Raw genomic sequence first — 25,475 nt, forward strand, 5'->3', positions numbered from 1 at the left:
ACAGAAAATTCAGCTTTCCACGGCAGCGTGACCTGACAAGGCGCGCGGTACCGCGCTACCCTTTGCAGCAGCGACATTGCTGCTGCCCGGGCCCTGACACATGGAAAAGCGTACCCCGCAACCGGTCGAGGATTACATGACTGCCAACATGATCCTGATCTTCGTCAACCTGCTCTGGATCTTCATCGCCCTGTGGTCCTTCTGGGGGCTTGGGCCGGTGCTGATCCTTGCCGCGGTGCTCAACCACCTGATCTCCCGGATCGCGGTGGCGCGCCGCAACCGCGGCATCGGCTGGACCGCCCCGAAGCCCGATCCCTGACCCGGTGCCCCGCCCTGCTTCCCTCTGTCCATGGCCGCAGGCTGCGCCGCGCTCAAGGCTCCTCCGGCAAGGCGCACCCCAAAGACCCGGCCCCGGCAAGCCCCGCAATTGTCCGGCATCGCCCGCGCAGGCGCGCCGATGCCGACCCGCTTGCTGGACAGCCCCGGCTTTGCCGCGTACACCGCGCCCCTGAAGCACGGGAACGCAGGTTATGTTGTCACGCATCTGGAAGCGACTCGACAGCGCCGAACGGCGCGTGCGGCATTCCTTTGGCAAGGATATCTCCACCCCGGAGGCCCGGCGCTGGTCGAAGCTGCATTACAACCTCTTCGACCATGCCTTCCTGCGCGGGTTCTGGACCAACTTCTGGCCGGTCGCGCCCGGGGTCTGGCGGTCCAACCAGCCGACCCACCGGCGCTTCGAGAAATACAAGGCCATGGGCATCAAGACCGTGATCAACCTGCGCGGCGAGGACAAATACGCCCATTACCTCTTTGAACGCGAAAGCTGCGAGGCGCTGGGGCTGACCCTTGTGGACACCAAGCTCTGGGCCCGCGAGGCCGCGCCGCGCCGCCGCATCGTCGCCGTGATCGACGCCCTGCGCAGCGCCGAGAAGCCGCTGGTGTTCCACTGCAAATCCGGCGCCGACCGGGCCGGCATGGTCTCTGCCATGTACCTGCTGATCTTCGAGAACGCCCCGCTGGCGGTCGCCAAGAAGCAGCTGAGCCTGAAATACGCGCATCTGACCTTCACCAAGACCGGCGTGCAGGGCTATGTGCTCGACACCTACGGCGCGCGCCTGACGCTGGGCGAGATCGGCTTCGAGGAATGGATTCGCACGGAATACGTCGCGCGCCCGATCCAGGAAGGCTTTGACGCCCGCCGCACGCCGCTGGAAACCGCCCGTCTGCTGATGGAGCCGCAGGCTTGACCGCCGCCCCCGACCCCAGCGACCCCGGCCTGACCGAAGAGCCGCGCCCGCGCCGCCTGCTCTGGTGGATCTGGCGGACCTACCTGCATCGCTACAAGGGGCTGATGCTGCTGGCCATGGTCTTCATGGCCATCGAGGGGTCGATGTTCGGGCTGCTCAGCTACATGATGAAGCCGATGTTCGACGATGTCTTCGTCGGCGGCAACCAAAGCGCGCTGGCGACCGTCGGGCTGATCGTCATGGCGATCTTCATGACCCGCGCCGTGGCCAGCGTGGCGCAGAAGGTGCTGCTGGTGCGGGTCTCGCAGATGTCGGTGGCCGACATCCGGCAGGACCTGCTGGAACACGTGATGCGGCTGGACCCGGCGTTTCACCAGAAATACGGCCCCGGCTACCTGATCCAGCGGGTCGAAGGCGACGTCGGCGCGATTTCCAAGGTCTGGAGCACGCTGATCACCGGCGCCGGGCGCGACGTGATCGCGCTTTTCTCGTTGTTCGGCGTGGCGCTGGCGATCGACTGGCGCTGGACGCTGGTGGCGCTGGTCGGCGCGCCGCTGCTGATCGGGCCCTCGGTGCTGCTGCAACGCTACGTGCGCCGCAACGCGCGGCGGTCGCGCGACGTGGCCGCCGGGCTCTCGACCCGCATGAACGAGATCTTCCTCGGCATCCTGCCGGTGAAACTGAACCGCCTCGAACGCTGGCAGGCGAAGAAGTACCGCGCGCTGACCCGCGAACGCATCCGGGTCGAGACGCGCTCTGCCGCCGGGCAGGCCTCTCTGCCCGGGCTGATCGACGTGATGTCGGGCATCGGCTTCGTCGGCGTGCTCTATTACGGCGGCGGAGAGATCCTGTCCGGCGAGAAGTCCGTCGGCGATTTCATGGCCTTCTTCACCGCCATCGGCCTTGCCTTCGAACCGCTGCGCCGTCTGGGCGCCATCAGCGGCGTCTGGCAGGTGGCCGCCGCCAGCATCGAGCGCATCCAGCAGCTGTTGCAAACGCGGCCCGCGCTGGCCGATCCGGCGCAGCCCGTCGCCGCGCCCGACGGCGTGCCGGGTATCAGCCTGCGCGACGTCCACCTGTCCTACGGCACGGCGGCGATTCTGAACGGCCTGACCCTGACGGCGGAAGCGGGCAAGACCACGGCCCTGGTCGGCGCCTCGGGCGCGGGCAAGTCGACGGTCTTCAACATGCTGACCCGGCTGGTGGACCCCTCGTCCGGCGCGGTCGAGATCGGCGGCGTGCCGGTCGCGGCGATGAGGCTGAGCGACCTGCGCGCCATGATCTCCGTCGTCGCGCAAGAGGCGCTGCTGTTCGACGAAAGCCTGCGCGAGAACATCGTGCTGGACCGCGAGGTCTCTGACGGGGATCTGCACCGCGCGCTCGAGGCCGCCCATGTGACGGACTTCCTGCCGCGACTGGACCGTGGCCTCGACACGCCGGTGGGGCCGCGCGGCTCGGGCCTGTCGGGCGGCCAGCGGCAGCGGGTGGCGATTGCCCGGGCGATCCTGCGCGACGCCCCGATCCTGCTTCTGGACGAGGCCACAAGCGCGCTGGACGCCCAGTCGGAACAGGTGGTGCAGGCGGCGCTGGAGCGGCTGTCGAAGGGCCGCACAACGCTGGTGATCGCGCATCGCCTGTCGACCGTGCGCAATGCCGACAAGATCGTGGTGATGGACGCGGGGAAAGTGGTCGACGAGGGCACGCACGACAGCCTGATCGCCCGCCCCGGCCCCTATGCCGACCTCTACAGGCTGCAGTTCGAGGGCGCCGAGGGCATGCGCTAGGCCGGGGTTTCACCCCTGCCGCGCCCGGCCTGACACAGCGGCCCGCCCCGCAGGGGCATGGCCCGGGCGCCTAGCGCCGGTAGCCCTGCGCCAGCCGCTCGGGGTCCGCCCCCGCAAGGTAGCGTGCCAGCGTCAACAGGTTGCGCGCCCCGCGCCGCAGCCAGCCCTGCCGCCGGTAGCGCTCTGCCGAGGTCACCGCCACCGCGTCCAGCACGCGCACCCGGCCTAGCGCGCGCACCAGCGCCACATCCTCCATCAGCGGAATGTCCGGGTAGCCCCCCGCCGCGGCGTAATCCGCCATGGGCAGCAGAAGCCCCTGATCGCCGTATGGCAGGCCGAAGGCCCTTGTGCGCAGGTTGGCCCAGCCCGCCACCAGCATCGGCCAAGGGCCTTTGGCGTCGAACCGCAGGCGGAAGGCCCGGGCGCCTCCCCTGTCGAGCGCCGCATGCACGGCCCGCGTCCAGCCCGGCGCCAGCACCGTGTCCGCATGGATCACCAAGAGCCATTCGCCCCGCGCGGCCTCGACCCCGCGCCGCAGCTGCCCCCCGCGCGAGGCCGCGCCCGTCACGATCACCGCCCCGGCGGCCTCTGCCACCGTCCGCGTCGCATCCCCGGACCCGCCGTCGGTGACGATCAACTCGCGGATCAGGCCCTCGTGCAGGCCTTCGGTCAGCGCGGCAAGGCACTGCGGCAGGCCCGCCTGGGCGTTCAGCGTGGGGATGACGATAGAGATCGGAGCGCGCATGGGGCCTGTTCCCGCAAGGACGCTGGCGCTATAAGGCACATGCAGGAAAAAGGAAATCCAGATGTCCGACCATGAGCGCAGCGTCCTGAGGATCAGCGGCGCGGACACCCGGCCCTTTCTTCAGGGCCTAGTCACCAATGATGTCGAGAAATTGCGGGACGGGATCGTCTATGCCGCCCTGCTGACCGCGCAGGGCAAGTACCGCGCCGATTTCCTCCTTGTCCCGGACGGGCAGGACGTGCTGCTGGATGTCGCCACGGGTCTTGCGCCCGGCCTCGTGCAGGCGCTGTCGATGTACAGGCTGCGCTCTGACGTGGCGATCGAGCAGACCGGGCTTTCCGTTTCCCGCGGGCGCGGTCCGGCGCCCGAGGGCGCCTTTGCCGATCCCCGCGATCCCGCCCTTGGCTGGCGCGCCTACGATGGCCGCCCCTCGGAACAGGCCGACTGGGACGCGCTGCGAGTCGCGGCGGGGGTGCCGGAAAGCGGCGTGGAGCTGACCCCCGACACCTTCATCCCGGAGGCCGGGTTCGACCGGCTGAACGGCGTCGACTTCAAGAAGGGCTGCTATGTCGGTCAGGAGGTCACCGCCCGGATGAAGCACAAGACCGAGCTGCGCAAGGGCCTTGCCCGGGTCCGCGTCGCGGGGTCCGCCCCTGTCGGCACCGAGATCACCGCAGGCGGCAAGAGCGTCGGCACGCTGTTTACGCAGGCCGGGGGTCAGGGCCTTGCCTACCTCCGCTTCGACCGCGCCGGGCCGGGCATGGAGGCCGGCGGCGCCACGGTCGACTGGGATCGGGACGGCAGCACCACAGCGTGACCGCAGACCGGGGCCGCGTGCAGGCCCCGGCCCATGCCGCCGTCAGCGCGAAAGCGCCTTCTCGAAGACCTGCACGCCGACCTCGGCGCCGGTCTTGCGCATCAATGCCCCCGACGCCCGGTTGAAGGCATGCACCCGCGATATCCAGCCCGAGAAGCCCTCGGCGCCGATATCGCGTTCGAAGCGCGCCACCAGCCGCCCCGCCAGCCCGCGCCGCCGCCAGACCGGATCGACAAACAGCTGATCCAGGACGGCGATCCGGCGGCACCGTTCCAGCGCGGCCTGCCCCTCGGGCAAGGGGCGCCACAACAGGTAGCCCCGCGCAAGGCCTTCGGTGCGGTAGACCAGCACCCGGTCGCCCTGCGCCAGCGCGCGGTCGAAGACACCGCGCAGGGCGGCATCCGCGCCGTCATCGTGAAAGCGCGCGGGCACATGGGACGCATGCAGCCCGTTCAGCTGGCGCAGCATCTCCACCAGCGTGGGAATGTCGCGGTCATCGCAGGGTTCAATCATGAAAGAGGCCTCCTGGCTGTGATGCCGGAGGCCTTGTCTGTCCTGTTTCGCCCCCGGCGGTTGCACGGGGAACGAAGTTGGCCGCACGCGTTATGCGCGTTCGGAATACTCCATGGTTTCGGTGTTCACGACGATCTTCTCGCCCTGCCCGACGAAGGGCGGGACAGAGACGCGCACGCCATTGTCCAGCAAGGCGGGCTTGAAGCTGTTGGCCGCGGTCTGGCCCTTCACCACCGGTTCCGTCTCGACGATCTCGCAGATGACTTTCTGCGGGACGGTCGCATTCAGCGCCTCGGCCTCGTGGAACTCGACGACGATGGTCATGCCGTCCTGCAGGAAGGGGCGCCGATCGCCGAGAAGCTCGGCGGGCAGTTCGACCTGATCGAAGGTCTCCGCGTCCATGAAGGTCAGCATGCCGTCGGTCTCGTAGAGGAACTGCATGTCCTTCTGTTCCAGCCGGACGCGTTCGACCTTGTCGGCGCTTCTGAAACGTTCGTTCAGCTTCGACCCGTTGCGAAGGTTGCGCAGCTCGACCTGCGCAAACGCGCCGCCCTTGCCGGGCTTGACGTGATCGACCTTAACGGCAGCCCAGAGGCCGTCGTTGTGCTCCAGAACATTTCCGGGGCGGATCTCGTTACCGTTGATCTTGGGCATGTGGCGAAACCGTGGCAAAAGGTTGATGATAGATTGACCGCTCCTATATCTGGCGCATCCGCGCGTGACAAGGCAACGATATCTGGTTTTGCATGAGCAGCCAGGTATGCATTTAGCGCAACGGTGCTATGCTGAAACGGGGTATCCGAATCGTGTCGAATAGGTCATACACCGCGATACGCCCGAAAACACAAGAGCAATAATCAAAGGTCGAACTATGAAGGATTTCGTTGACAGCACCGCATTCAACGCCGAGCAGGGCAACCGCGCCCGGAAGCTGTTTGCTGCCGTGGTGCTGGCCGCCCTCGATGATGCGATTGCCGATGACAAGAAATACGGCAACGGCCCCGAGCAGATCGCCCGGTGGGCACGCTCGCGCGATGGGCGCGAGGTTCTGTCCTGCGCCGGAATCGACCCGAACGAGCGGGTTGTCTCTGGCCTGATGGAATTCGTGTCGAAAGGTGTGCGGACCTCTGTTGCGCTGTCGCGCGAAGAGAGCGAGCGCCGTCACGCCGCACAGCAGGCCGAGGCCGCCTGATCCTAAAGCAGGGTCAGCACGACCAGAAAAATCCCGCCCGAAAGGGCGGGTTTTTCTTTGTTGCGGGCTGCCGCCCCGTCTGGGGGATCAAGGCCGGGATGGTGACGATGCCCGCCCGGGGCCTCAGTCGAACTCCTGGCTCATCACGACGCGGTGGATTTCGCGCCGGACAAGCTTGCGGACGTTGCGGGTGATCCGCTCTCCCAGCACGCCCTGAAGTTCTTGCCGAACGATGTCCGAAACCATCTGGCGCAGGACTTCTTCGTCAATCACCGCCTGCTCGGCCAGCGACCCATCGGCCCTGTCATGGGGCTCCAGCCCCTCTGCCACCGTCGCGGGCGCCAGCGCCCCGTCGCGCGGCGATGTCTCGTCGCCCTCCGCGTCGATGTCGCGGCGCGCCTGAACGGGATCGAAGCCCCCGGTGTCTTCGGCGGGGTCGTCCTGCGACCCGGCGGTTGTGGTCGCCTCCGCCTCGGCGGCAGGCGCGGCGGTGGCTTCGGGACTGTGGTCTTCCCACTCCAACGCGGCCTCGGTGCTGCTTCGCACGAAGGTCGGACGCTCTTGCATGTCGTCGGTCGCCGCATCCTGGGCGGCGACAGGCCTGGCACGGTCCAGCAGCTTTTGCAGCGCCGCGATCTTGCCGTCGAAGCTGGTCGGGTTTTCGGCAGGGGGGACCGCCGGACCGCCCTCGGCCTCGCTCTCGCCCTGCGACAGAGGGTCAAGGCCCGCCCCGGAGGAGTGAAGCGGTTCGGCAGAGAACCCGGCATCGCCCGCGTCAGAGTCAGCCGCGTCGCTCTGGGCTGTCGGATCAACCTCCAGCCCGCTGCGGTCGGACCCGGCCTGCGTCGGTGCATCGGACAAAGGCGCTTGCGCGCGGCCCTCGACAAAACTGCGCGCGACCTCTTCGCCCACAAGGCGGGCCAGCGTGCCATTGCGGTCTTCGTCGTCCGGGTGGGTCGACGCGTCCAGCGGCTCTGCCTCTGGCGAGCCAACCGGAATGGACTGCGCCGCGTCCCCCTGCCCCACCGTGTCCGTCACCGGCGTCTGCGGGTCATGGCGGCCCGCCCGATCTTCCGCAACAGAAGCCACGGCCCCCGCGCCCGCCTGCTGCCAGAAACTCTCTGCCAACCGGTCCCGTCGGGCCTGACCCTCGGCAGGCGCATCCTTCTCCTCGGCCCTGCCCCGCCATGCCCCGGGCATCCGGGCCGTTTCGGCCTGTGGCGTGACCTCGGGCAGCGGTTGCGGGCTGACGTTCTCCGCCGCCGTCCGATCCGCCGCCCCGGGCGAAACGGTGGTGGGGTTCGTCAGAAGAACCGGATCGGGCGCCGCGTCAGAGACTGCGCGCGAAGCCGGCGGCTCGGCGTCGTGGACCCGCAGCGAGGGCGTCAGCACAAGACGGCCCGGGCCCGGCTGTACGGCTTCCGGCTTTGACCTTGGCGGACGCGTCTCTTCGGTCACGAGTCGCCGGATCGAGGACAGAACGTCCTCTATTTCCACGTTTGTCACGGGATCAGACATTGCTATACCACTTTCGCCTCGGGCATCAGGATACCCCCTGCCCGGTACCGTCAGACAACAGACGCTGAAAAAACTAATCTTTTCCCAGAGCGCGCAGGACACGGTCCAGTTCCCGCCCCTGCTTGCTGCGCGACACCGGCGCGGTCTTCACCATGTTGTAATAGGCCGCCGGGTCGAAAGAGGGCACGTCAAGCCGCAGCGCCTCTGCCGTCAGCAGGCCGATGGTGCCAAGCACGAGGTATTCGGCAATCGTCTCGTCGACCTGCGCCGAGATCAGGCTGGCGCGGGCGTCCAGAAGCTCCTGCTCGGCATCCAGCACGTCCAGCGTCGTCCGGGCACCAAGCGCGGCCTCTTCCCGCACCCCGCGGAAGGCGACCTGCGCGGCGCGCACCTGCTCTTCGAAGGATTCGACCGTGGCCTGTGCAACCCGCAGCTGCGCATAGGCATTGCCGACGTTCTGCTCGATCGTGTGGGACACGACATGCAGGTTGGCGCGGCTGGCGTCCCGCTGCGCCACGGACTGCCGCACGGCGGAATCCAGCGCCCCGCCCGAGTAGATCGGACCCGAGGCGCCGATCCGAAGCGTGCCGCCCCGCGTCGATGCGCGATCATCGAAGCTTTCGGAGATCTCGTAGCCGGCGCTGGCGCTGACCGTGGGCTTCCGGGCGCCCTTGGCGATCTCGATGCCGATTTCGCGGGCGGTCACGGTGTGCTGGGCGGCGATCAGGTCCGGGTGCTGCCGCAGCGCCAGCGCCTTCGCCTCTTCGACCCGGGCCGGGATGCGCGGAGAGCCCTGCGGGCTGACGAGGTTGCCCGGCTTCTTGCCGACGGCGGCAAGATAGGCCTCTCCGGCAATGATCAGGTTGCCCTGCGCGGCGGCAAAGGCGGCCTCGGCCTCGGCCAGCCGGGCCTCGGCCAGCGCCACGTCGGTGCGCGTCACCTCACCCACTTCAAAGCGGTCGCGGGCGGCGCGCAGCTCCTGCCGGATCACCCGGATGTTGTTCTGCCGCAGCGCCACGGTCTCGGCAGAGCGGCGGATCTCCATGAAGGCGGAAACGGCGTTGTAAAGCACCTGCTGTTCCACCGACACCAGCGTCGCGCGGGTCGACAGCACCGCCTCTTTCGCGACCTCGATGGCCATGCGGTTGCGCCCGCCCGCATAGAGCACCTGCTGAAGGCTGATCGAGATATTGGCGGTATCGCTGGCATTGCCGGTGTAGCTTGTGGTCAGCGCCGTGCGGCTGATGCCATAGCTGCGCTGCACGCCGCCGGCCCAGCTGAGCACCGGGCGCAGTTCCGCCAGCGCCTGCGCCACGTCTTCGTCCGCGGCGCGCAGGGTTGCGCGGTTCTGGTCCAGCAGGCCAGAATGGATGTAGGCATGGGTCAGCGCCTCTGCCAGCGTTTCGGCCCAGGCGGGCGCCGTCCATGTCACCGAGACCAGCGCCGTGGCGGCCCCTGCCAGTAAGGTATTGCGAATCCTGCTCAGCACATCGGCCCCCGTTTGCTCGTCGGCTCCGCTTTCTTACAGCGCGAAGTCCACGGTTTTCTCGAATCCGTTCAGCACCGGAGCGGTGCCGTTGAAGGCATAGCGCCAGGTCACGGCGCCATCCAGTTTATGCCCGACACGCACGGTGCCAAGGGCTTTTTCCATGAAGATCACGATCATGCGACCGCCGTCCTTCAACTGCGCCACCAGCGCCTCCGGCAGATGTTCGACGCCGCCCTCGACGATGATCGCATCATAGGGGCCGTGTTCGGGCGCACCGGCGGTCAGCGGCCCCTCGTGCAGGATGACGTTGTCGGCGTGATGTTCCGTCAGCAGGCCCTGCGCCTCCGACAGGCGTTCCTCGTCGTCCTCGACGGCCACCACCGCCTCGGCGATCCGGGCGATGACAGCGGAAGAGTAGCCGTATCCGCACCCGAGATCGAGCACAAGGTCGCGGTTCGTCAGGTCGAGCGCGTCGAGCATCTTTGCGAAGACCCGGGGATCAAGCAGCACGCGATCGCCGCCAAGCTCCACATCGCCGCCGGCATAGGCCGCCTCGATGCGGTCGCGGGGCACGAAGGCCTCACGCGGGATCGTCAGCATCGCGTCGATGATCGGAAATTCTGTCACGTCGGAAGGCCGAACCTGCGTGTCGACCATCATCCGGCGGCGGGTGGCGAAGTCGCTCATAGACTAAACTCTTCCGTTCAGATGCTGCATTTCGGTTTTGCCACAGTTCCGCCGACGCGGCAACGGCGGAGACGGTCAAACTTTGCCCCTCGAGCACGATCCGCCAGAGACCGCATCCGCCCTGCCCGGACGACCCCTTTGACCGGGCGCGTCCGGAAGCCCTTGCACCCCTGCGCGGTTTGCGCTACTCGCCTGCTACCACGACGATCCGAGGCGAGTTGGCGGAGTGGTGACGCAGCGGATTGCAAATCCGTGTACACCGGTTCGATTCCGGTACTCGCCTCCACTTTCTCATAAATTGCAGGATTAGAGGCCAAGCGGGCCGGTAACGCAGGGCGGGTCACGTCTTGTGATGCGGTCATCCCGCCTCAGGCCTTCTCGGTACGGCGTGTACCCTTGCCGCTTCCCCCTCCACCCAGGGTGAGGACGTGGAGCAAGGCAGAATCTCACTGCGAAAGAATACCGCGCGAGAGCAATGCACGTCGGGGCGAGGGACCAAGCGACCCGCCATGTTTCACAGCGTTTCGGCGCATCTGGATTAACGGGAAAGCGTTGGGTGGTGCCCCCACACGGACTCGAACCGCGGACCTACTGATTACAAATCAGTTGCTCTACCAGCTGAGCTATAGGGGCATCACCGGCGGTGGAATAGGCCAACTCCGCCCCTGCGCGCAAGGGGAAACTTGCCTCCCGCCCTAGCGGTTCGCCCGGGCCAGCAGGCCGACCGCCAGAAGACCCACCGCGATGACCAGCATTGCCGCGGGCGCCGCCTCTCCGAGGTTCTCCAGCGCCGCCTGATCGTGGGTGCGGGTGGCCAGGGTCTCGTAGTTGAACGGGCGCAGCAGCAGCGTCGCGGGCAGCTCCTTCACGCAATCGACGAAGACCAGCAGCACCGCCGACAGCACCGAGGCGCGCATCAGCGGCACGTAGACCGCCCCCAGCACCTGCCCCTCGTTGCGACCCAGAGAGCGCGCGGCCAGCGCCAGGTTCGGAGAGACCCGCCCCATGGCCGCATCCGCCGCCCCCTGCGCGATGGCAAAGAAGCGCACGCAATAGGCCAGCACCAGCGCGAAGGCGGTGCCGGTCAGCATCAGGCCCGGGTCGTAGCCCGTCACCGCAAGGATGGCATCGGCGATGCGGTGGTCGATGGCCGCCAGCGGGATCAGGATGCCGATGCCCAGCACCGCCCCCGGCGCCGCGTAGCCGATGGTCGTCACCGGCAGCAGCAGGCGCGGCAGACGGCGCCCCGAGAGGCGCACGCCGTAGACAAGGAAGACCCCCGCCGCCACCGCGATCACCGCCGCCAGGCTGCCCACGGTCAGCGTGTTCAGGCCCGCGCGCCACAGCGCCGGGTCGGTCCAGGTCTCGGCATTGTCGACCGCGTGGCTCAGGATGACCCCCGCCGGCAGGATGAAGCCCATCGCGAAGGGCACGAGGCAGGCGAAGGTCGCCAGCACCCCTGCCCCGCCGGTCAGCCGCTTGCGGGCCACCGGGCGGTGCCGCGTGGAGAGGTTGAAGAACCGCATCCTGCGGCGCGAGGCCTTTTCCAGCATCACCAGCATGACCACCAGCACCAGCACCACGCAGGCAATCTGCGCCGCGCCGCCGGCGTTGTTGGCCTGAAGCCAGACCGAGAAGATGCCGGTCGTCAGGGTCTGCACGGCGAAATAGTCCACCGTGCCGAAATCGTTGACGCTTTCCATCATCACGATGGCCACCCCCGCCGCGACGGCAGGCCGCGCCAGCGGCGCGCCGACGCGCCAGAACCGGCCCCAGGCCCCGGCCCCCAGCGACTGCGCCACCTCTTCGGAGGCCGCCGATTGTTCGCGGAAGGCATTGCGCGTCAACAGGTAGACGTAAGGATAGAGCGCGGCGCTGAGGACGAGGATGGCGGCCCCCATAGAGCGGATCTCGGGAAACCAGTAATCGCGCGCGCTGGTCCAGCCGAAGAGCTCGCGCAGCCCCGTCTGCACCGGCCCGGCGTATTCCAGGAAATCGACCAGCGCGTAGGCGCCGATATAGGCCGGGATGCCCAGCGGCAGCAGCAGCAGGTATTCCAGCCAGCGCCGCCCCGGGAAGTCGTAGCGCGACACCAGCCAGGCGGCACCGGTGCCCACCATCATCGTCAGGAACCCGACGCCGGTCATCAGCACCACGGTGTTCTTCATGTAGCGCGGCAGGGTGGTCGACATCAGGTGCGGCCAGATGTTCTCTTTCGGGAACATGGCAAAGCCGAAGACGGCGACGATGGGGGCCACCACGATCAGCGCGATCAGGGCGGCGCCAAGGGACCAGCGGCTTGGCAGGTGCAGCCCTTTGGCCTCGGTCGATGCGGCAGTTTGCATGGCCCCTCTCAATCACGGTTTCCCTTCGACCGGAAGAGATTATAGTCGCGACCGAGCAAAGAGAACCCGAAAGGGGCAAGTTCCGCCATGCAGGTCATTCTTCACGCCGGGGTCCACCAGACCGACGAGGACAGGCTTCTCAAATGCCTGTTGCGCAACGCACAGGACTGGCGCCACGAGGGCGTCGCCATCCCCGGCCCGTCGCGGTATCGTCGGCTTCTTGCGGATGTGATCCACAAGCTGGGGGACGCGGTCCCGGCCCCGGATACCCGCGATGTCGTTCTGGATTCGATGCTGGCCGAAGATCCCGACGAGGTGAAGCGACTGATCCTGTCGAACGAGAACTTCTTCTCGGTGCCCAAGCTGGCCTTTCAGGGCGGCACGCTTTACCGGCGGGCGGAACAGCGGCTGGCCACGGTGCGGCGGATCTTCGCGGGAGACCAGGTCAGCCTCTTCCTGGGCCTGCGCGATCCCGCGACTTTCCTTCCGGCGGTCCATGCCGCGACCCCGCAGGAGGATTTCCTCGACCTGATGAATGGCGTCGACCCGATGCAGTTCCGCTGGTCCGAGCTGATCCTGCGCCTGCGCGCCGACGCGCCGGAGATGCCGATCACGCTCTGGTGCAACGAAGACACGCCATTGATCTGGGGCGAGATCATCCGGCGCATGGCGGGCATCCCGCTTGGCCGCAAGATCACCGGCGCCTTCGACCTGTTTTCGTCGATCGTCTCGCCCGAGGGGATGCAGCGGTTCCGCGCTTTCCTGAAAGAGAACCCCACCGTCAACGAGGCGCAGAAGCGCCGCGTCATGCTGGCCTTCCTCGACAAATACGCGCTCGACGAAGAGATCGAGCAGGAACTTGACCTGCCCGGCTGGGACGCGGCCTATGTCGACATGCTGACAGAGGTCTACGAAGAGGACATCGCCCGCATCGCCGAGATCGAGGGTGTGACGCTGGTCACGCCCTGAGGCGCGCCGCCGGATCCTCGGAGCACGCCAGACCGGCCCGCCCCCCGGCGCCGTCCGGGCCGTCCCGTCGCTGAAGGGGCGCGGCAAAGCCCGCGCGCGTCGGCGCCCCCGCGCCGCCTGCCGTAAGGCCGGTCCGGCCCCTGAACGCCCTTTCCGTCGCCGCGCCTCAGGCCCCGGGCGCGGCGTCCAGGTCATAGGGCGGCAATTGCTCCAGCGCTTGTTTCAGCGCATCGCTCCACCCGTCCGTGAGCTTGCGGAAATAGGGGTCGTCCAGCTCGATCCGGCCCTGCCGCCCGGCGGTCAGGCTGTCGGCCTCGTAAAGGTGGTAGTCGAAGGGCGCCCCCACGGTCAGGTTGGCACGGATGGTCGAATCGAAGCTGACCAGCAGCAGCTTCATCGCCTCTTCGAAGGACAGCGCCGGGTCATAGGCCCGCACCAGGATCGGGCGGCCATATTTCATCTCGCCGATCTGGAAATAGGGGGTGTCCTCGCCCGCCTCGATGAAATTGCCCTCGGGATAGATCAGGAACAGGCGCGGCGGCCCGCCCTCTATCTGCCCGCCCAGGAGGATCGTCGCGCGGAAGGCGCTGTCCGCCTCCTGCCCCGCCCGCGCGTGCCGGTCGATCACGTCCTTCAGGGTCGTCGCCACCAGCCGCGCGGCCTGATACATCGAGGGCACCGCCAGCAGCGAGGGCTCGCGTTCCTCGGGGGCCTTCATGCGCTCTTCAAGCTCGGAGACCACCGCCTGCGTGGTGGCAAGGTTGCCGGCGGACAAGAGCGTCAGCATGCGCTCTCCGGGCCTGTCCCAGACCTTCATCTTGCGGAAGGTGGAGATATTGTCGAGGCCCGCGTTGGTGCGGGTGTCGGACATGAACACCAGCCCGCGATTGATCATCATTCCGACGCAGTAGGTCATGGCCCCAGCCCTTCCGTGACACACGAACCCCCGGCCCGCGCAGGCGGATGCAATGCCCAAAGGCGCCATGCCCGGCAAGCGCTTTCCCCCTGCCCCACCGGAATGGCCCGGCGCTGCGACCGGGGCGCTACTGCTGGGCCACCTCTATGGCGACGGCCAGCACCTCTTTCTCGCCCCCGACCCGCGTGCCGCGCACCGGCGCCGCCTCGTCATAGTCCAGCCCCGTCGCGACCCGCACATAGCGGTCATCCGGAGAGATGCAGTTCGACGGATCGAAGCCCACCCAGCCAAGGCCGGGGATATGCGCCTCGGCCCATGCGTGCATGGCCTCCTGCGCCTCGCGGTCGTTCAGCATCAAGTATCCCGAGACGTAGCGCGCCGGCAGGCCAAGCTGCCGCGCGCAGGCCACGAAGACATGCGCCATGTCCTGACAGACGCCCTTGCCGGCCTCCAGCGTCTCTTCGGCGGTCGAACCGCTGTCGGTGACGCCGATCTCGTAGGTCACGCCCTCGGAGATCGCGCGCATCAGGGCATGGGCACGGTCCAGGTCGCTGTCGCCCTCGATGCCGCGTGCCAGCGCCCGCACCGCCGGGCCTGCCTTGGTCCGGGGCGTCATCCGGCGGAACAGCCACAGCGGCGCCGGGCCGCGGTGGCGTCCGACGACGCCATTGTTGTTGCCGATCTCGACCTCGCCTTCCGAGGTCACGACAACCTCTGTCACGCCCCTGCCGAAGCTGATCAGCTCGACCCGGTTGTTGTGCTGGTCCTCGAAGGCAAGTTCCGGTTTGCCTCCCTCGATCCGTGTGTCCCATGTCAGGATCTTCTGCCCGGCGTGCGGCTTTGGTGTCTTGCGCAGTTGCTGCAGGCCCGAGGTCACGGCCTCGTCGAAACGGTAGCGGGTGGTGTGGCTGATTTTCAGGCGCATGATCGCTCCGCTATTCGTAGAACCGGTAGTCGATTTCGATCTGGCGCCCGATGTCGTAGAGCAGCCCCAGCGTCTTCTGGATGTATTCGTGAAGACCGTAGTCGAAGACCGCGTCGATGTCGTAGCTCAGGTAGGCGCTTTCGAGATGCACCACCTTGGTGAAGGCCGGTGCGCGGTAACCGTAGTCCGACACCAGATAGCCGAGGTTGGCGCGGATCTTGCGCGTGCAGAAGGCCAGAGAGCGCGGCATCCGCCGGTCCAGCACGAGGAACTGCGCGATATCGCGCGGGTCGATGGAAGAGCCGTAGGTCATCCGGAACCCGCCCCGGGCCGAGACAGAGCGCAGGATCGTTTCCCACTGCACGTTGTCGACCGCGCTGCCCACCGAAGAGACCGAGGGCAGCAGCACGTAATACTTCACGTCGATGATCCGCGCCGTGTTGTCGGCGCGTTCGAGAAAGGTGCCGATACGGGCGAAGTCGTAGATGTCGTTGCGCAGCATGGTGCCGTGGGTCGCGCCGCGCACCAGCCCGGTGCGCTGGCGGATGCGGCCCAGCACATTCGGCAGGTCGCGTTCCCGCACCTTGCGGCCCAGCATCTCTTTCGAGGCCATGTAGGTGCCGTTCATCGCCTCCCAGACCTCGCCGGTCAGGGCGGTGCGCACCATGCGCGCGTTCTGCCGCGCGGCGGTGATCGAGGACAGCACCGAGGACGGGTTGTCCTTGGACCGCAGAAGCCAGTCTGTGGCGTTCTCGCGGCTGACCTCGTCGTAATGTTCCTCGAAAGCCTCCAGCGATGAAGCCGTCTGCAGAACCGACCGCCATTCGTCCTCGGTCGATCCCAGCCGCGTCAGGGCGATCCGCTCGCCGGTTTCGATCAGCCGTGCCGTGTTCTCCGCCCGCTCCAGCAGGCGGTACATCCAGAACAGACCGTTTGCAGTTTTTCCCAGCATCAGTCTTCCAGCACCCATGTGTCCTTGGTGCCCCCGCCCTGCGACGAGTTCACCACCAGCGACCCCTTCTTCAGCGCCACCCGCGTCAGGCCGCCCGGCGTGATCTGCACGCCCCTCGGGCTGCACAGCACGAAGGGCCGCAGGTCGACGTGGCGCGGCGTCAGCCCGGCCTTCGAGAAGATCGGCACCGTCGACAGGCTCAGCGTCGGCTGGGCGATGTAATTGGCGGGGCGCGCCTCCAGCTTCTTGCGGAACTCGGCCAGCTCTTTCCGGCTTGCGGTCGGGCCGATCAGCATGCCGTAGCCGCCCGAGCCGTGGACCTCCTTGACGACAAGATCCTGGAGATTGTCGAGCACATAGGCCAGCGAGTCCGGATCCGCGCAGCGCCATGTGGGCACGTTCTCCAGCAGCGCCTTCTCGCCGGTGTAGAACTCGACGATGTCGGGCATGTAGCTGTAGATCGCCTTGTCGTCGCAGATACCGGTGCCCGGCGCATTGGCGATGGTCAGGTTGCCGGCGCGGTAGACATCCATGATCCCCGGCACCCCAAGCGCCGAGTCCGGGTTGAAGTTCAGCGGATCGAGGAAATCGTCGTCGATGCGGCGGTAGATCACGTCGATGGGCTTGTAGCCCTGCGTCGTGCGCATGCACAGCCGCCCGTCCACGACCATCATGTCATGGCCCTCGACCAGTTCGACGCCCATCTGATCGGCAAGGAACGAGTGCTCGAAATAGGCGGAATTGAAGATCCCCGGCGTCATTACCGCCACCGTGGGCTTGCCCTCGGCGCAGGCGGGCGCGCAGGCCGACAGGGATTTCAGCAGGTCGGTGGGATAGGTCTCGACCGGCTGCACGCGGTTCTGGCTGAAGAGTTCGGGGAACATCTGCAGCATGGTCTCGCGGTTTTCCAGCATGTAGCTGACGCCCGAGGGTGTGCGGCCGTTGTCCTCGAGCACGTAGAATTCATCGGGTCCGGTGCGCACGAGGTCGATGCCGACGATATGGGTGTAGATGCCGCCCGGCGGCTTTACCCCGATCATCTGCGGCAGGAAGGCCTCGTTCTTCGAGATCATCTCTTCGGGGATGCGCCCCGCCTTCACGATCTCCTGCCCGTGGTAGATGTCGTAGAGAAAGGCGTTGATGGCGCGGACGCGCTGTTCGATCCCCTTGGACAGCTTCTGCCACTCGCGCCCGGAAATGATGCGCGGAATGATGTCGAAGGGGATCAGGCGTTCTTCCGCCTCTGACCGGCCATAGACGTTGAAGGTGATGCCGGTCAGCCGAAAGAGCTCTTCCGCTTCCTGCTGCTTGGCGCGAAGATCCTTCGGATTTTCAGCACCGAACCAATCGTTGAAAGCCTGATACGGTTGCCGAAGCTGACCGTCCTGGCCCCACATCTCGTCGAAAATCGCGGTTTCGGTCATGAGTGGCCGATGTCCCCCGTTGCAACCGGGCATGTCTGTGCCGCCCGTTCACAAAAGCGTAGCGCGGGGCCTGCCACCCTTCAATGCCGGATGACTCGGGGACTTGCGGAAATATCAGGCGGGGGATGCAGGGTCAGGACGCCAATTCGGCGCGAAAATTGCGGCCACTCTTGACAACGGCGTCCTGCCCCCGGGGCGCTCAGGCCATGCCAAGCGCCGCCTTGTACATCTCCAGCACCGCCTCTTCCTCGGCGATGTCGTCGGCATCGCGCTTGCGCAGGGCGATCACCTTGCGCATGACCTTGGTGTCGTAGCCGCGGCCCTTGGCCTCTGCCATGACTTCCTTGATCTGCTCGGCGACCTCTTTCTTTTCTTCCTCGAGCCGCTCCACGCGCTCTATGAACTGGGTCAACTCGCCCGCGGCGACGCCGTAGCTGTCCGATGAATCCTGCATATCTCATGTCTCCGATAGCCTCGCCGCCCCGGATAGCCGAAGCGCGGCGCAGGCATCAAGGGCTTGCTTCGCGGGGCGCGCTTCGCTACCCGCTGCCCTGCAACAAAGGGGGATCGGACATGGATTGGCTTGTCTGGGTGGGCGCCGCCCTGTCTCTGGCCGGGCTTCTGGGCCTTGTCTGGTGTATCGTCACCGTCTGGAAGGCACGCCGCAGCGCCGCCGACGACGAGGCCCTGCGCGCCATCGTCCGCCGCGTGGTGCCGCTGAACATGGCCGCGCTGGGGCTGTCGGTGCTGGGTCTGATGATGGTGATTCTGGGCATCTTCCTCGGCTGATGCCGATGCCCGTGTCGCGGCGACCGTAGCGGGCCGCCACGACGAGGTGTCCCCGGCCTTGGACGGGCATCGGGCCTCAGATCGGCATATTGTCGAAGCGGTCTTCCATCTCGGCCTCGCGGCGCGCGGCGATCCGCGATTTCGCCCAGCCCGGCACCGGGGTGCCGCGCGCCTCCAGCGCCATGACGGCGCTTTCAAGGGTATCGATCAGCGCCTCGCGCTGCGCCCCCTCGGCCCGGTCGATCTCGCCGCGCAGGGCACCGATGCGATCATAGAGTTCCTTCGACATTCTTTCCCCTCCTCCTCGGGACGGCCACGCCCCCGCCGCGCAGGCCGCGCAAAGAGGGGTGTCCGCTATCAAGTCTAGGCGGCGACGGGACAACCCGTCACCGCTTTTGACACCGGTATCGCCCCCCGCGACGGCATTCCGCCGCAGGGCGCTGAGAATGCGGGCGATTTCCCGCTTGCCCGCAACGCCCTGACGCTTCATCACCGCGTTTCCGGCGCGTTCGCGGGTCGGGGCCGCCCCGATCCTGACGCAACGGCGATTCGAAAGCGACCCCGTGGACTGGGCGGCCAAGGGCCCACGGGCACATCAGCGGGGCCAGCCTAGCGGCGCGATGAAACAGTCTTGTGATGTCACCCGCCCAGAGTGCCGCGTGGAACCCCGGCGCGCCTTGACGCAGGTCAAGGCATGTTCTGCCCTTGCAACGCATTCACGAATTGATATATGTACCACGAACCAACGGAGGGACCTCCATGAAACCCGAAGTCATCGCCTTCTTCGACGAAGCCACCAACACGATTTCCTACGTTGTCCGCGACCCGCAGGGTTTGGCCTGCGCAATCGTCGATTCCGTGCTGGACTTCGACTATGCCTCGGGCCGCACCGACACCCGCTCCGCCGACGCGATCATCGCCTACGTGCAGGATCAGGGGCTCGACTGCCAGTGGCTTCTGGAAACCCACGTCCACGCCGACCACCTGTCCGCCGCGCCCTACCTTCAGGACAAGCTGGGCGGCAAGATCGGCATCGGCGACCGCATCACCGTGGTGCAGGACACCTTCGGCAAGGTCTTCAACGAGGGCACCGAGTTCCAGCGCGACGGCTCGCAGTTCGACCGGCTCTTCGTCGAGGGCGACAGCTTTCACATCGGCCAGCTGCGGGCGGATGTGCTGCACACCCCGGGCCACACCCCCGCCTGCCTGACCTATGTCATCGGCGATGCGGCCTTTGTCGGCGACACGCTCTTCATGCCCGACTTCGGCACGGCGCGCTGCGACTTCCCCGGCGGCTCGTCGGAAACGCTGTACGACTCGGTGCAGAAGATCCTTGCCCTGCCGGACGAGACGCGGATCTTCGTCGGCCACGATTACAAGGCGCCGGGCCGCGAGGACTATGCCTGGAAACCACGGTGGGCGCGCAGAAGGCGCTGAACATCCATGTCGGCGCAGGCAAGTCGCGCGAGGCCTTTGTGTCGATGCGCGACGCGCGTGACGCGACGCTGGCGATGCCCCGGCTGATCATCCCCTCGCTGCAGGTCAACATGCGCGCGGGCCAGATGCCCGAACCGGACGAGGCGGGCGACGTCTTTCTGAAGGTGCCGGTCAACAAGCTGTAACCGCCGGGGCCACTGGCCGCGCGGGCGGGCCGGGACACCCCGGCACCCTATCATCGAAAAAGGAAAACACCTCATGCCAATGGACTGGATTTGGGGACTGATCGGCGGTGCGCTGATCGGAACGGGCGGCGCTGTCTACCTGCTGGGCAACGGCAGGATCATGGGCGCCTCGGGCATCATCGGCGGGCTGGTGGACGGCTCTGGCCGGAACACCGCGGTCGAGCGGATCGTCTTCCTGGCGGGCGTGGTGCTGATGCCGGTGCTGCTGACCCCGGTCTATCGCAGCGTCGATACGCATCTCACCGAGAACGCGCTGGTTCTTGTGGCCGCCGGTCTTCTGGTCGGTCTGGGCACGCGGCTTGCCAATGGCTGCACCTCGGGTCACGGCGTCTGCGGCATGTCGCGGCTGTCGCTGCGCGGCTTCGTGGCAACCCTGAGCTACATCCTTGCGGGCGGCCTTGCCGTCGTCCTCTTCCGTCACGTTCTGGGAGCAATCTGATGCGTCTTCTGATCGCCCTTCTGGCCGGAAGCCTGTTCGGTGCCGGCCTGTTCATCTCTGGCATGACCGACACCGCGAAGGTGCAGGGCTGGCTCGACATCTTCGGCAACTGGGACCCGACGCTGGCCTTCGTCATGGGCGGCGCGATGATCCCCATGGCGCTGGCATGGCTGGTGCGTGCCCGCCGGGCCACGGCGCTGACCGGCGCGCCGCTGCCGCCGCCGCCCTCGCGGCGGATCGACCAGCCGCTGATCCTTGGCTCGGTGCTTTTCGGCATCGGCTGGGGGCTGGCTGGGCTCTGCCCCGGCCCCGCGATTGCCGCGCTCAGCTACGGCGGAACGGGCCACTGGCTTTTCCTTGCGGCGATGCTGACCGGGATGGCCCCGGCGCCGCAACTCCGCTCGCGTCTGGACAGAGCCGTCGCGGCAGAATAAATCCGACTCATGGAACCGCGCATCATCACCGACCGCTACCACGTCTCGCCGCAGATCTCGCCAGAGGATGCGGCGGCGATCAAACAGGCGGGCTACACCCTCGTCATCGACAACCGCCCCGACGGAGAGGTGCCGCCGGACTTTCAGGCCGACGCCATGCGCGTGGCGATGGAGTCAGCGGGCCTGCGCTTCGAAGTGCTGCCGCTGACGCATCAGACCATGAACGCGGACAATATCATGCGGCAGGGCGAGCTGATCGAGGGCGCAGAGGGCAAGGTTCTGGCCTACTGCGCCTCGGGCACCCGCTCGACGGTGGTCTGGGCGCTTGGCAAGGCCTCGGACCTCGGCGCCGACACGGTGCTGGAGACCGCGGCCCGGGCGGGCTACAATCTGGAGGGGCTGCGGCCCACCCTGCGCGCGCTGGCGGAACGCTGAGGCGCGCACCAAGCGGCGTCGGACCCGGGTGTTCGGCGCGCACACAGGTCCCCTCGCCGCGTCCTGTGGTCGGCGGCGTGGGAACCGCCGGAACGACTGACGCACTCAACGGGACCGGGGCCGCGCGGCCTGATTGCGCCACACCGGTCCGGCGACGAGACGACTAATCATCCAGATCGAAGGCTTTCGCCTCTGCCGCGAAATCACCCGAGACGTCGATCTCGGGCAGAGGCGCCATGGGGTCGCCGCCCTCGAAAGAGGCCGCATCCTCGCCAAGGGCGTCGATGTCGAACTCCGCCGCCTCTGCGGCGAAATCCATCCCGGGAAGGTCCGGCAGCGCCTCCGCCCCCGCGAAATCCCCGGTATCGGCCACCGGCTCCGGGGTGGTGGCCGGCAGGTCGGGCAAGGCCTGCGCCGCGCCCCAGTCAGGCGAGGCCCCATCGGGGGCGTCGAAGCCCGGCGCCGATCCGGCAAAGGCAGCGCCATGCCCCGCCCCCCGCCCGCGACCGGCCAGGTCAGCCGCACCGCCCGCAAGCCATTGATCTTTCCCAGACGGCCACGCGCCACCAGATGCCCCGGGCCGGCCATGACCTCGACCCGGCCCAGAGCGTCGGACGCCAGCGGCAGCAGATCGCCGGGCTTCAGCGCCCGCGCCCTGTTCAGCGGCAGCCGGACCCGCGTCAGAACCGCGTCCAGCTTGGCGGGCACGCGGCTCAGCAAAGCCTCATGCGGGCCCGGCAGATCCTCCGGCGGCGGCGCGTCGGCGCCGCGCCGGGGCTTACGCTCTGGCAGGATCAGCTTGAGAACGCCACGGCGGCGCCCCAGCGCAAGGTCGACCTCCGCCGTGAAGACCCGGTAGGCGGCGCCGTCCAGCAGCAGAGAGGCGGTGCGCGCATCTTCCACCATGGCGCCGAAGCGGTAGCCCTGTAGCTGCCCATGCAGGGGGTGCTCGGCGAGACTGTCGGCCAGACGGTCAAGCGCGCCGTCCAGCAGCGGCGCCATCATCGCCGCGTCGGTCGGTGTCAGAACCCTCTCTGTGTCCAGCGGCATCTGCGTCACCTGCTGGATGGTCTGCACCTCGATCAGGCCGGTCATCACCTGCCGGTCGACCAGCACCAGCCCAAGGGCGCCGTCCGGCCCGTCCAACAGAAGCAACAGGTCGCCCGGTGTCAGCGCCGCGACCACGCCATCCTGATCGAGCATTTCCACGGCCACCGACTGGGTGACCAGCGCAAGGTCCCACAACACATCCGCCGTGCGCGACAGCGCCCGGCGCAGGGCCTTGGCCAGCGACATGCCGCGCGCCTCGAAGGCACGCTGCGCCGCTTGGGCCTTCTGGCCCAGGATATCGTCGCGTCCGCCGTCAGCCATGCCTGTGGTCGCTTGTCACAATCCCGTCCTCCGGCCCCCGTTATGCGCGGATTTGGTTACCAACCGCTTTAGCCGCGAGAGGAACCGGAAAGCACCGTCGCCGGAAAATTCGTCATTGGGCGGCAAGCGCCGGGGCATAGGGCATGGTCACCCGGAAAGCCGCGCCGCCCCGGTCCGGCAGATAGGCGATCTCGCCGCCCAGCCGCGTGACGATCTGGCGCGAAATCGCCAGCCCCAGCCCGGCGCCCCCGGCCTTCTGGTCGCTCACCCGGGCGAATTTCTCAAAGATCACGTCCTGCGCTTCCAGCGAGACGCCAGAGCCATTGTCGATGAAATCGACGCTCAGGCCGTCCGGGCCGCTGCGGACCTCGATCCGCAACACCGGCTCCGGCGCGTCGCAATACTTGCGGGCATTGGTGATCAGGTTGATGAAGACCTGCGTCAGCCGCTCCATGTCCGTGGTCAGCCAGACCTGCTCTTGCCCGCGCTGCCGTTCGATCCGCAGCCCGGTGCCACCCTCGGCAGAGGCGGCGGAAACGGCGCGGTCCAGTACCTCTTCCAGCCGCCGCTCGGCAAGGTTCAGGCTGACCTGCCCGTTCTCCAGCACCGACAGATCCAGCAGGTCGTCCAGAAGCCGCGTCAGGCGGATCGCCTCGTCATGGATAACCGTGGAATAGCGTGTCTTCTCGCCTTCGGTCAGCCCCTCGGTGTCCCGCAGGATTTCCGAGAAGGCGCGGATCGAGGTCATCGGCGTGCGCAATTCGTGGCTGATCTGCGCGAGGAAGCCGTCCTTCTGCACCGAGAGCCGCGTCAGCTTGTCGTTGGCCTTGCGCAGTTCCGCCGCCGTGCGGGTCAGCTCCGCCGACTGCGCTTCCAGCCGGGCCGAATATTCCATCATCTGCGCGGTCTCGTCGGCCACGGCCATCAGGTCCTGCACCGACACGACGCTGCCGCCGGTGATCTGGCCGATCATGGCATGGGCCGTCGCCGCGCCCACCGATCCCGCAAGCCTGCGCTCCAGTGCCTCTAGGAACTCGGGCGTGGGCTCCGGCAGCGCGTCGCCCTGCCCCTGCCGCACCGCCTCGCGACGGAACAGTGCGCGGGCCTCTGTCGCGCCAAGGATGCGCTGCGCCATGACCATCAGGTCCTCGGTCTGCGCGGCGCCCTGCAACCACGACCGCGTGGAGCCGCGCGCCTGGCTGATGTTCACGAACTGCGCCCCCTGAAGCCGCTCCAGCGGCGAGGGGAAGCTGGCCAGAGAGCCGCCGAAGAAGGCGACGGAGTTCAGCAGCAGGCTCCAGAACACCGCATGCAGCAGCGGGTCCATCCCGTCGAAGCCGAACAGCGCCTCGGGCCGCAGCCAGACGATGCCGAAGGGACCGCTCGCCAGCCAGTCGGCGGGCATGACGGTGCCGCTGCCGAAGCTGGGGATATACAGCGTATACAGCCAGACGGAGAAGCCCACGGTCAGCCCTGCCAGCGCGCCGATGCGCGTGGCGCCACGCCAGAAGATGCCGCCCAGCATGGCGGGCAGAACCTGCGCGACCCCGGTGAAGGACACCAGCCCGATCACCGCCAGCGCCGAGCCGCCGCCCGACAGCGCGTAATACAGGTAACCCAGCGCCAGAACACCCGCGATGGAAAGGCGCCGCGACAGCAACACCACCTGCCGCACATCGCCCGACACAGAGGCCGTGCCGCGCCGCACCCGCAGCCAGATCGGCATGACGATGTGGTTCGAGACCATGGTCGACAGCGCAATGGCCGCGACGATGACCATGGAGGTCGCCGAGGAAAAACCGCCGAGGAAGGACAGCACCGCCAGCCCGTTCTGGCCCTGACTCAGCGGCAGGGTCAGCACGAAAAGGTCCGGGTTCGATCCGGCGGGCAGAACCTCCAGCCCCACCACCGCGATGGGCACGATGAAGAGGCTCATGAGCATGAGGTAAAGCGGGAAGGCCCAGGAGGCCATGGCCAGCTGCGACTCGTTGTCCGATTCAACAACCAGCACCTGGAACATGCGCGGCAGGCAGAGGAAGGCCGCCGCCGACAGCATGGTGATGCCGACCCAGCGCCCGCTGTTGACCTGCCATTCGCCCAGCCGCGAGGCATCGATGCGGGCCAGCGTCTCCGACACCCCGCCCGAGATGCCCCAGACGACAAAGGCGCCGACCGCCAGCAGCGCCGCCAGCTTGACCACCGCCTCGACGGCGATGGCCATGACGACGCCATGATGGCGTTCGTTGGCATCCAGGTTGCGGGTGCCGAAGATCACGGTGAAGACCGCCAGCCCCGCCGCCACCCAAAGCGCGGTCAGCTGCGGCCCCCCGCCCTCGTTGCCGCGCTGGAAAGCCTCGACCGACAGGGTGACGGACTGCAATTGCAGCGCGATATAGGGGGTCGTGCCGATCACCGCGAGCAGCGTCACGCCGACGCCCAGCAGGTTCGACTTGCCGTAGCGCGACGAGATCAGGTCCGCGACAGAGGTGATGCGCTGGCTGCGCCCGATGCGCACCAGCTTGCGCAGCCCCACCACCAGCCGACCAGCACCAGCGAGGGGCCAAGGTAGATGGCGAGATACTCGAAGCCGTCCCGCGCCGCCGAGCCGACGGCGCCGTAAAAGGTCCATGCGGTGCAGTAGATCGACAGCGACAGCGTGTAGACGATGGGCGCCTGAAGCCATGCCCCCCGCCCCGGCGCGCCGCCCGCTCTGCAAAGAAGGCCACCGCGAAGAGCAGGGCCACATAGGCGATGGCAATGGCCGCAAGGGCGTTGAGCGTCGTCACGGCGCGCGCTCCG

The 25,475-nt window shown here is 67.5% G+C and carries 24 protein-coding genes, 2 tRNA genes and 2 pseudogenes; 12 read left to right on the plus strand and 16 right to left on the minus strand.

The features are described 5' to 3' along the window. Positions 1-100 precede the first annotated feature (100 nt). The 3 genes from ABFB10_RS03875 to ABFB10_RS03885 all read left to right on the plus strand — a co-directional run bounded on the left by ABFB10_RS03875 (position 101) and on the right by ABFB10_RS03885 (position 3,034). On the plus strand, positions 101-319 hold the full coding sequence (locus tag ABFB10_RS03875) for a histidinol phosphate aminotransferase (protein ID WP_347165498.1): 219 nt from the start codon (positions 101-103) through the stop codon (positions 317-319). 211 nt (positions 320-530) lie between these two features. Then, positions 531-1,250 (plus strand): phosphatase domain-containing protein, encoded by a 720-nt coding sequence (locus ABFB10_RS03880; RefSeq protein ID WP_347165499.1) that lies wholly within the window; start codon positions 531-533, stop codon positions 1,248-1,250. Further along, the gene (locus ABFB10_RS03885) at positions 1,247-3,034 is read left to right on the plus strand and encodes an ABC transporter ATP-binding protein (protein ID WP_430522989.1); all 1,788 of its coding nucleotides are present in this window, start codon (positions 1,247-1,249) and stop codon (positions 3,032-3,034) included. The genes ABFB10_RS03880 and ABFB10_RS03885 overlap by 4 nt, the downstream gene beginning before the upstream one ends. A 70-nt stretch (positions 3,035-3,104) precedes the next feature. Here ABFB10_RS03885 and ABFB10_RS03890 read toward each other — a convergent pair whose 3' ends face one another. Further along, positions 3,105-3,779: a TIGR04283 family arsenosugar biosynthesis glycosyltransferase gene (locus tag ABFB10_RS03890; protein WP_347165500.1), complete on the minus strand. Its 675-nt coding sequence runs from the start codon at positions 3,777-3,779 to the stop codon at positions 3,105-3,107. A gap of 61 nt (positions 3,780-3,840) precedes the next feature. Between ABFB10_RS03890 and ygfZ the strand changes: the two genes are divergently transcribed. Continuing rightward, a complete protein-coding gene (gene ygfZ, locus ABFB10_RS03895; RefSeq protein WP_347165501.1) occupies positions 3,841-4,596 on the plus strand; it encodes a CAF17-like 4Fe-4S cluster assembly/insertion protein YgfZ in 756 nt (251 codons plus the stop codon). Positions 4,597-4,638: 42 nt separating this feature from the next. Here the strand turns inward: ygfZ and ABFB10_RS03900 are convergent, their stop codons facing one another. Next, complete coding sequence (locus tag ABFB10_RS03900; RefSeq protein ID WP_347165502.1) at positions 4,639-5,109, minus strand: GNAT family N-acetyltransferase; 471 nt, start codon at positions 5,107-5,109, stop codon at positions 4,639-4,641. Between the two features lie 90 nt (positions 5,110-5,199). Continuing rightward, positions 5,200-5,763 carry an elongation factor P gene (efp, locus tag ABFB10_RS03905; RefSeq protein ID WP_347165503.1) on the minus strand — a complete coding sequence of 188 codons (564 nt, stop codon included), beginning with the start codon at positions 5,761-5,763 and terminating at the stop codon, positions 5,200-5,202. Positions 5,764-5,980: 217 nt separating this feature from the next. On the opposite strand from efp, the gene ABFB10_RS03910 reads away from it, so the two are divergent. Beyond that, positions 5,981-6,301, plus strand: coding sequence for a DUF6280 family protein (locus tag ABFB10_RS03910; protein WP_206565167.1), 321 nt, complete (start codon positions 5,981-5,983; stop codon positions 6,299-6,301). Between the two features lie 123 nt (positions 6,302-6,424). On the opposite strand, the gene ABFB10_RS03915 is transcribed toward ABFB10_RS03910, so the two are convergent. From ABFB10_RS03915 to ABFB10_RS03925, 3 genes are all read right to left on the minus strand, one after another. Continuing rightward, the gene (locus tag ABFB10_RS03915; RefSeq protein WP_347165504.1) at positions 6,425-7,819 is read right to left on the minus strand and encodes a hypothetical protein; all 1,395 of its coding nucleotides are present in this window, start codon (positions 7,817-7,819) and stop codon (positions 6,425-6,427) included. A 73-nt stretch (positions 7,820-7,892) separates the two neighbouring features. After that, complete coding sequence (locus ABFB10_RS03920) at positions 7,893-9,308, minus strand: TolC family outer membrane protein (protein WP_347165505.1); 1,416 nt, start codon at positions 9,306-9,308, stop codon at positions 7,893-7,895. 33 nt (positions 9,309-9,341) lie between these two features. Beyond that, positions 9,342-9,995 carry a protein-L-isoaspartate O-methyltransferase family protein gene (locus tag ABFB10_RS03925; protein ID WP_347165506.1) on the minus strand — a complete coding sequence of 218 codons (654 nt, stop codon included), beginning with the start codon at positions 9,993-9,995 and terminating at the stop codon, positions 9,342-9,344. Positions 9,996-10,207: 212 nt separating this feature from the next. Between ABFB10_RS03925 and ABFB10_RS03930 the strand changes: the two genes are divergently transcribed. Beyond that, a tRNA-Cys gene (locus tag ABFB10_RS03930) sits at positions 10,208-10,281 on the plus strand. A gap of 271 nt (positions 10,282-10,552) precedes the next feature. Here the strand turns inward: ABFB10_RS03930 and ABFB10_RS03935 are convergent. Both ABFB10_RS03935 and ABFB10_RS03940 read right to left on the minus strand, forming a co-directional pair. Next, a tRNA-Thr gene (locus tag ABFB10_RS03935) sits at positions 10,553-10,628 on the minus strand. A gap of 62 nt (positions 10,629-10,690) precedes the next feature. Continuing rightward, entirely contained in the window at positions 10,691-12,340 is a 1,650-nt protein-coding gene (locus ABFB10_RS03940; protein WP_347165507.1) for an ABC transporter permease, read from the minus strand. Positions 12,341-12,427: 87 nt separating this feature from the next. Here ABFB10_RS03940 and ABFB10_RS03945 point away from each other — a divergent pair, with 87 nt between their 5' ends. Then, positions 12,428-13,309, plus strand: coding sequence for a hypothetical protein (locus ABFB10_RS03945; RefSeq protein WP_347165508.1), 882 nt, complete (start codon positions 12,428-12,430; stop codon positions 13,307-13,309). 166 nt (positions 13,310-13,475) lie between these two features. Here ABFB10_RS03945 and ABFB10_RS03950 read toward each other — a convergent pair whose 3' ends face one another. From ABFB10_RS03950 to ABFB10_RS03970, 5 genes are all read right to left on the minus strand, one after another. After that, positions 13,476-14,225: a proteasome-type protease gene (locus tag ABFB10_RS03950; RefSeq protein WP_347165509.1), complete on the minus strand. Its 750-nt coding sequence runs from the start codon at positions 14,223-14,225 to the stop codon at positions 13,476-13,478. Positions 14,226-14,352: 127 nt separating this feature from the next. Then, complete coding sequence (locus ABFB10_RS03955) at positions 14,353-15,150, minus strand: transglutaminase family protein (protein WP_347165510.1); 798 nt, start codon at positions 15,148-15,150, stop codon at positions 14,353-14,355. A 10-nt stretch (positions 15,151-15,160) separates the two neighbouring features. Next, positions 15,161-16,102, minus strand: a complete 942-nt coding sequence (locus ABFB10_RS03960; protein ID WP_347165511.1) for an alpha-E domain-containing protein — start codon at positions 16,100-16,102, stop codon at positions 15,161-15,163. After that, the gene (locus ABFB10_RS03965; protein ID WP_347165512.1) at positions 16,102-17,526 is read right to left on the minus strand and encodes a circularly permuted type 2 ATP-grasp protein; all 1,425 of its coding nucleotides are present in this window, start codon (positions 17,524-17,526) and stop codon (positions 16,102-16,104) included. Before ABFB10_RS03965 ends, ABFB10_RS03960 begins: the two co-directional genes overlap by 1 nt. 199 nt (positions 17,527-17,725) lie before the next feature. Then, a complete protein-coding gene (locus tag ABFB10_RS03970) occupies positions 17,726-17,980 on the minus strand; it encodes a DUF2312 domain-containing protein (protein ID WP_023848389.1) in 255 nt (84 codons plus the stop codon). A 119-nt stretch (positions 17,981-18,099) separates the two neighbouring features. Here ABFB10_RS03970 and ABFB10_RS03975 point away from each other — a divergent pair, with 119 nt between their 5' ends. After that, entirely contained in the window at positions 18,100-18,315 is a 216-nt protein-coding gene (locus tag ABFB10_RS03975; protein WP_206566667.1) for a hypothetical protein, read from the plus strand. Positions 18,316-18,391: 76 nt separating this feature from the next. Here ABFB10_RS03975 and ABFB10_RS03980 read toward each other — a convergent pair whose 3' ends face one another. Continuing rightward, a complete protein-coding gene (locus ABFB10_RS03980; protein ID WP_206566666.1) occupies positions 18,392-18,604 on the minus strand; it encodes a hypothetical protein in 213 nt (70 codons plus the stop codon). A gap of 470 nt (positions 18,605-19,074) precedes the next feature. Here ABFB10_RS03980 and ABFB10_RS03985 point away from each other — a divergent pair. From ABFB10_RS03985 to ABFB10_RS04000, 4 genes and pseudogenes are all read left to right on the plus strand, one after another. After that, a pseudogene (locus ABFB10_RS03985) lies at positions 19,075-19,937 on the plus strand (MBL fold metallo-hydrolase). A 73-nt stretch (positions 19,938-20,010) separates the two neighbouring features. After that, a complete protein-coding gene (locus ABFB10_RS03990; RefSeq protein WP_347165513.1) occupies positions 20,011-20,436 on the plus strand; it encodes a YeeE/YedE family protein in 426 nt (141 codons plus the stop codon). Beyond that, positions 20,436-20,870: a DUF6691 family protein gene (locus ABFB10_RS03995; protein ID WP_347165514.1), complete on the plus strand. Its 435-nt coding sequence runs from the start codon at positions 20,436-20,438 to the stop codon at positions 20,868-20,870. The genes ABFB10_RS03990 and ABFB10_RS03995 overlap by 1 nt, the downstream gene beginning before the upstream one ends. A gap of 9 nt (positions 20,871-20,879) precedes the next feature. Further along, positions 20,880-21,305 (plus strand): protein tyrosine phosphatase family protein, encoded by a 426-nt coding sequence (locus ABFB10_RS04000; protein WP_347165515.1) that lies wholly within the window; start codon positions 20,880-20,882, stop codon positions 21,303-21,305. Positions 21,306-21,410: 105 nt separating this feature from the next. On the opposite strand, the gene ABFB10_RS04005 is transcribed toward ABFB10_RS04000, so the two are convergent. Both ABFB10_RS04005 and ABFB10_RS04010 read right to left on the minus strand, forming a co-directional pair. Beyond that, positions 21,411-22,676 (minus strand): FliM/FliN family flagellar motor switch protein, encoded by a 1,266-nt coding sequence (locus tag ABFB10_RS04005; protein WP_347165516.1) that lies wholly within the window; start codon positions 22,674-22,676, stop codon positions 21,411-21,413. Between the two features lie 112 nt (positions 22,677-22,788). Next, a pseudogene (locus ABFB10_RS04010) lies at positions 22,789-25,462 on the minus strand (ATP-binding protein). Positions 25,463-25,475 lie beyond the last annotated feature (13 nt).

Origin of the sequence: Ponticoccus litoralis, from assembly GCF_039769985.1 — a bacterium.
GTDB classification, from domain to species: Bacteria; Pseudomonadota; Alphaproteobacteria; order Rhodobacterales; family Rhodobacteraceae; genus Ponticoccus; species Ponticoccus litoralis.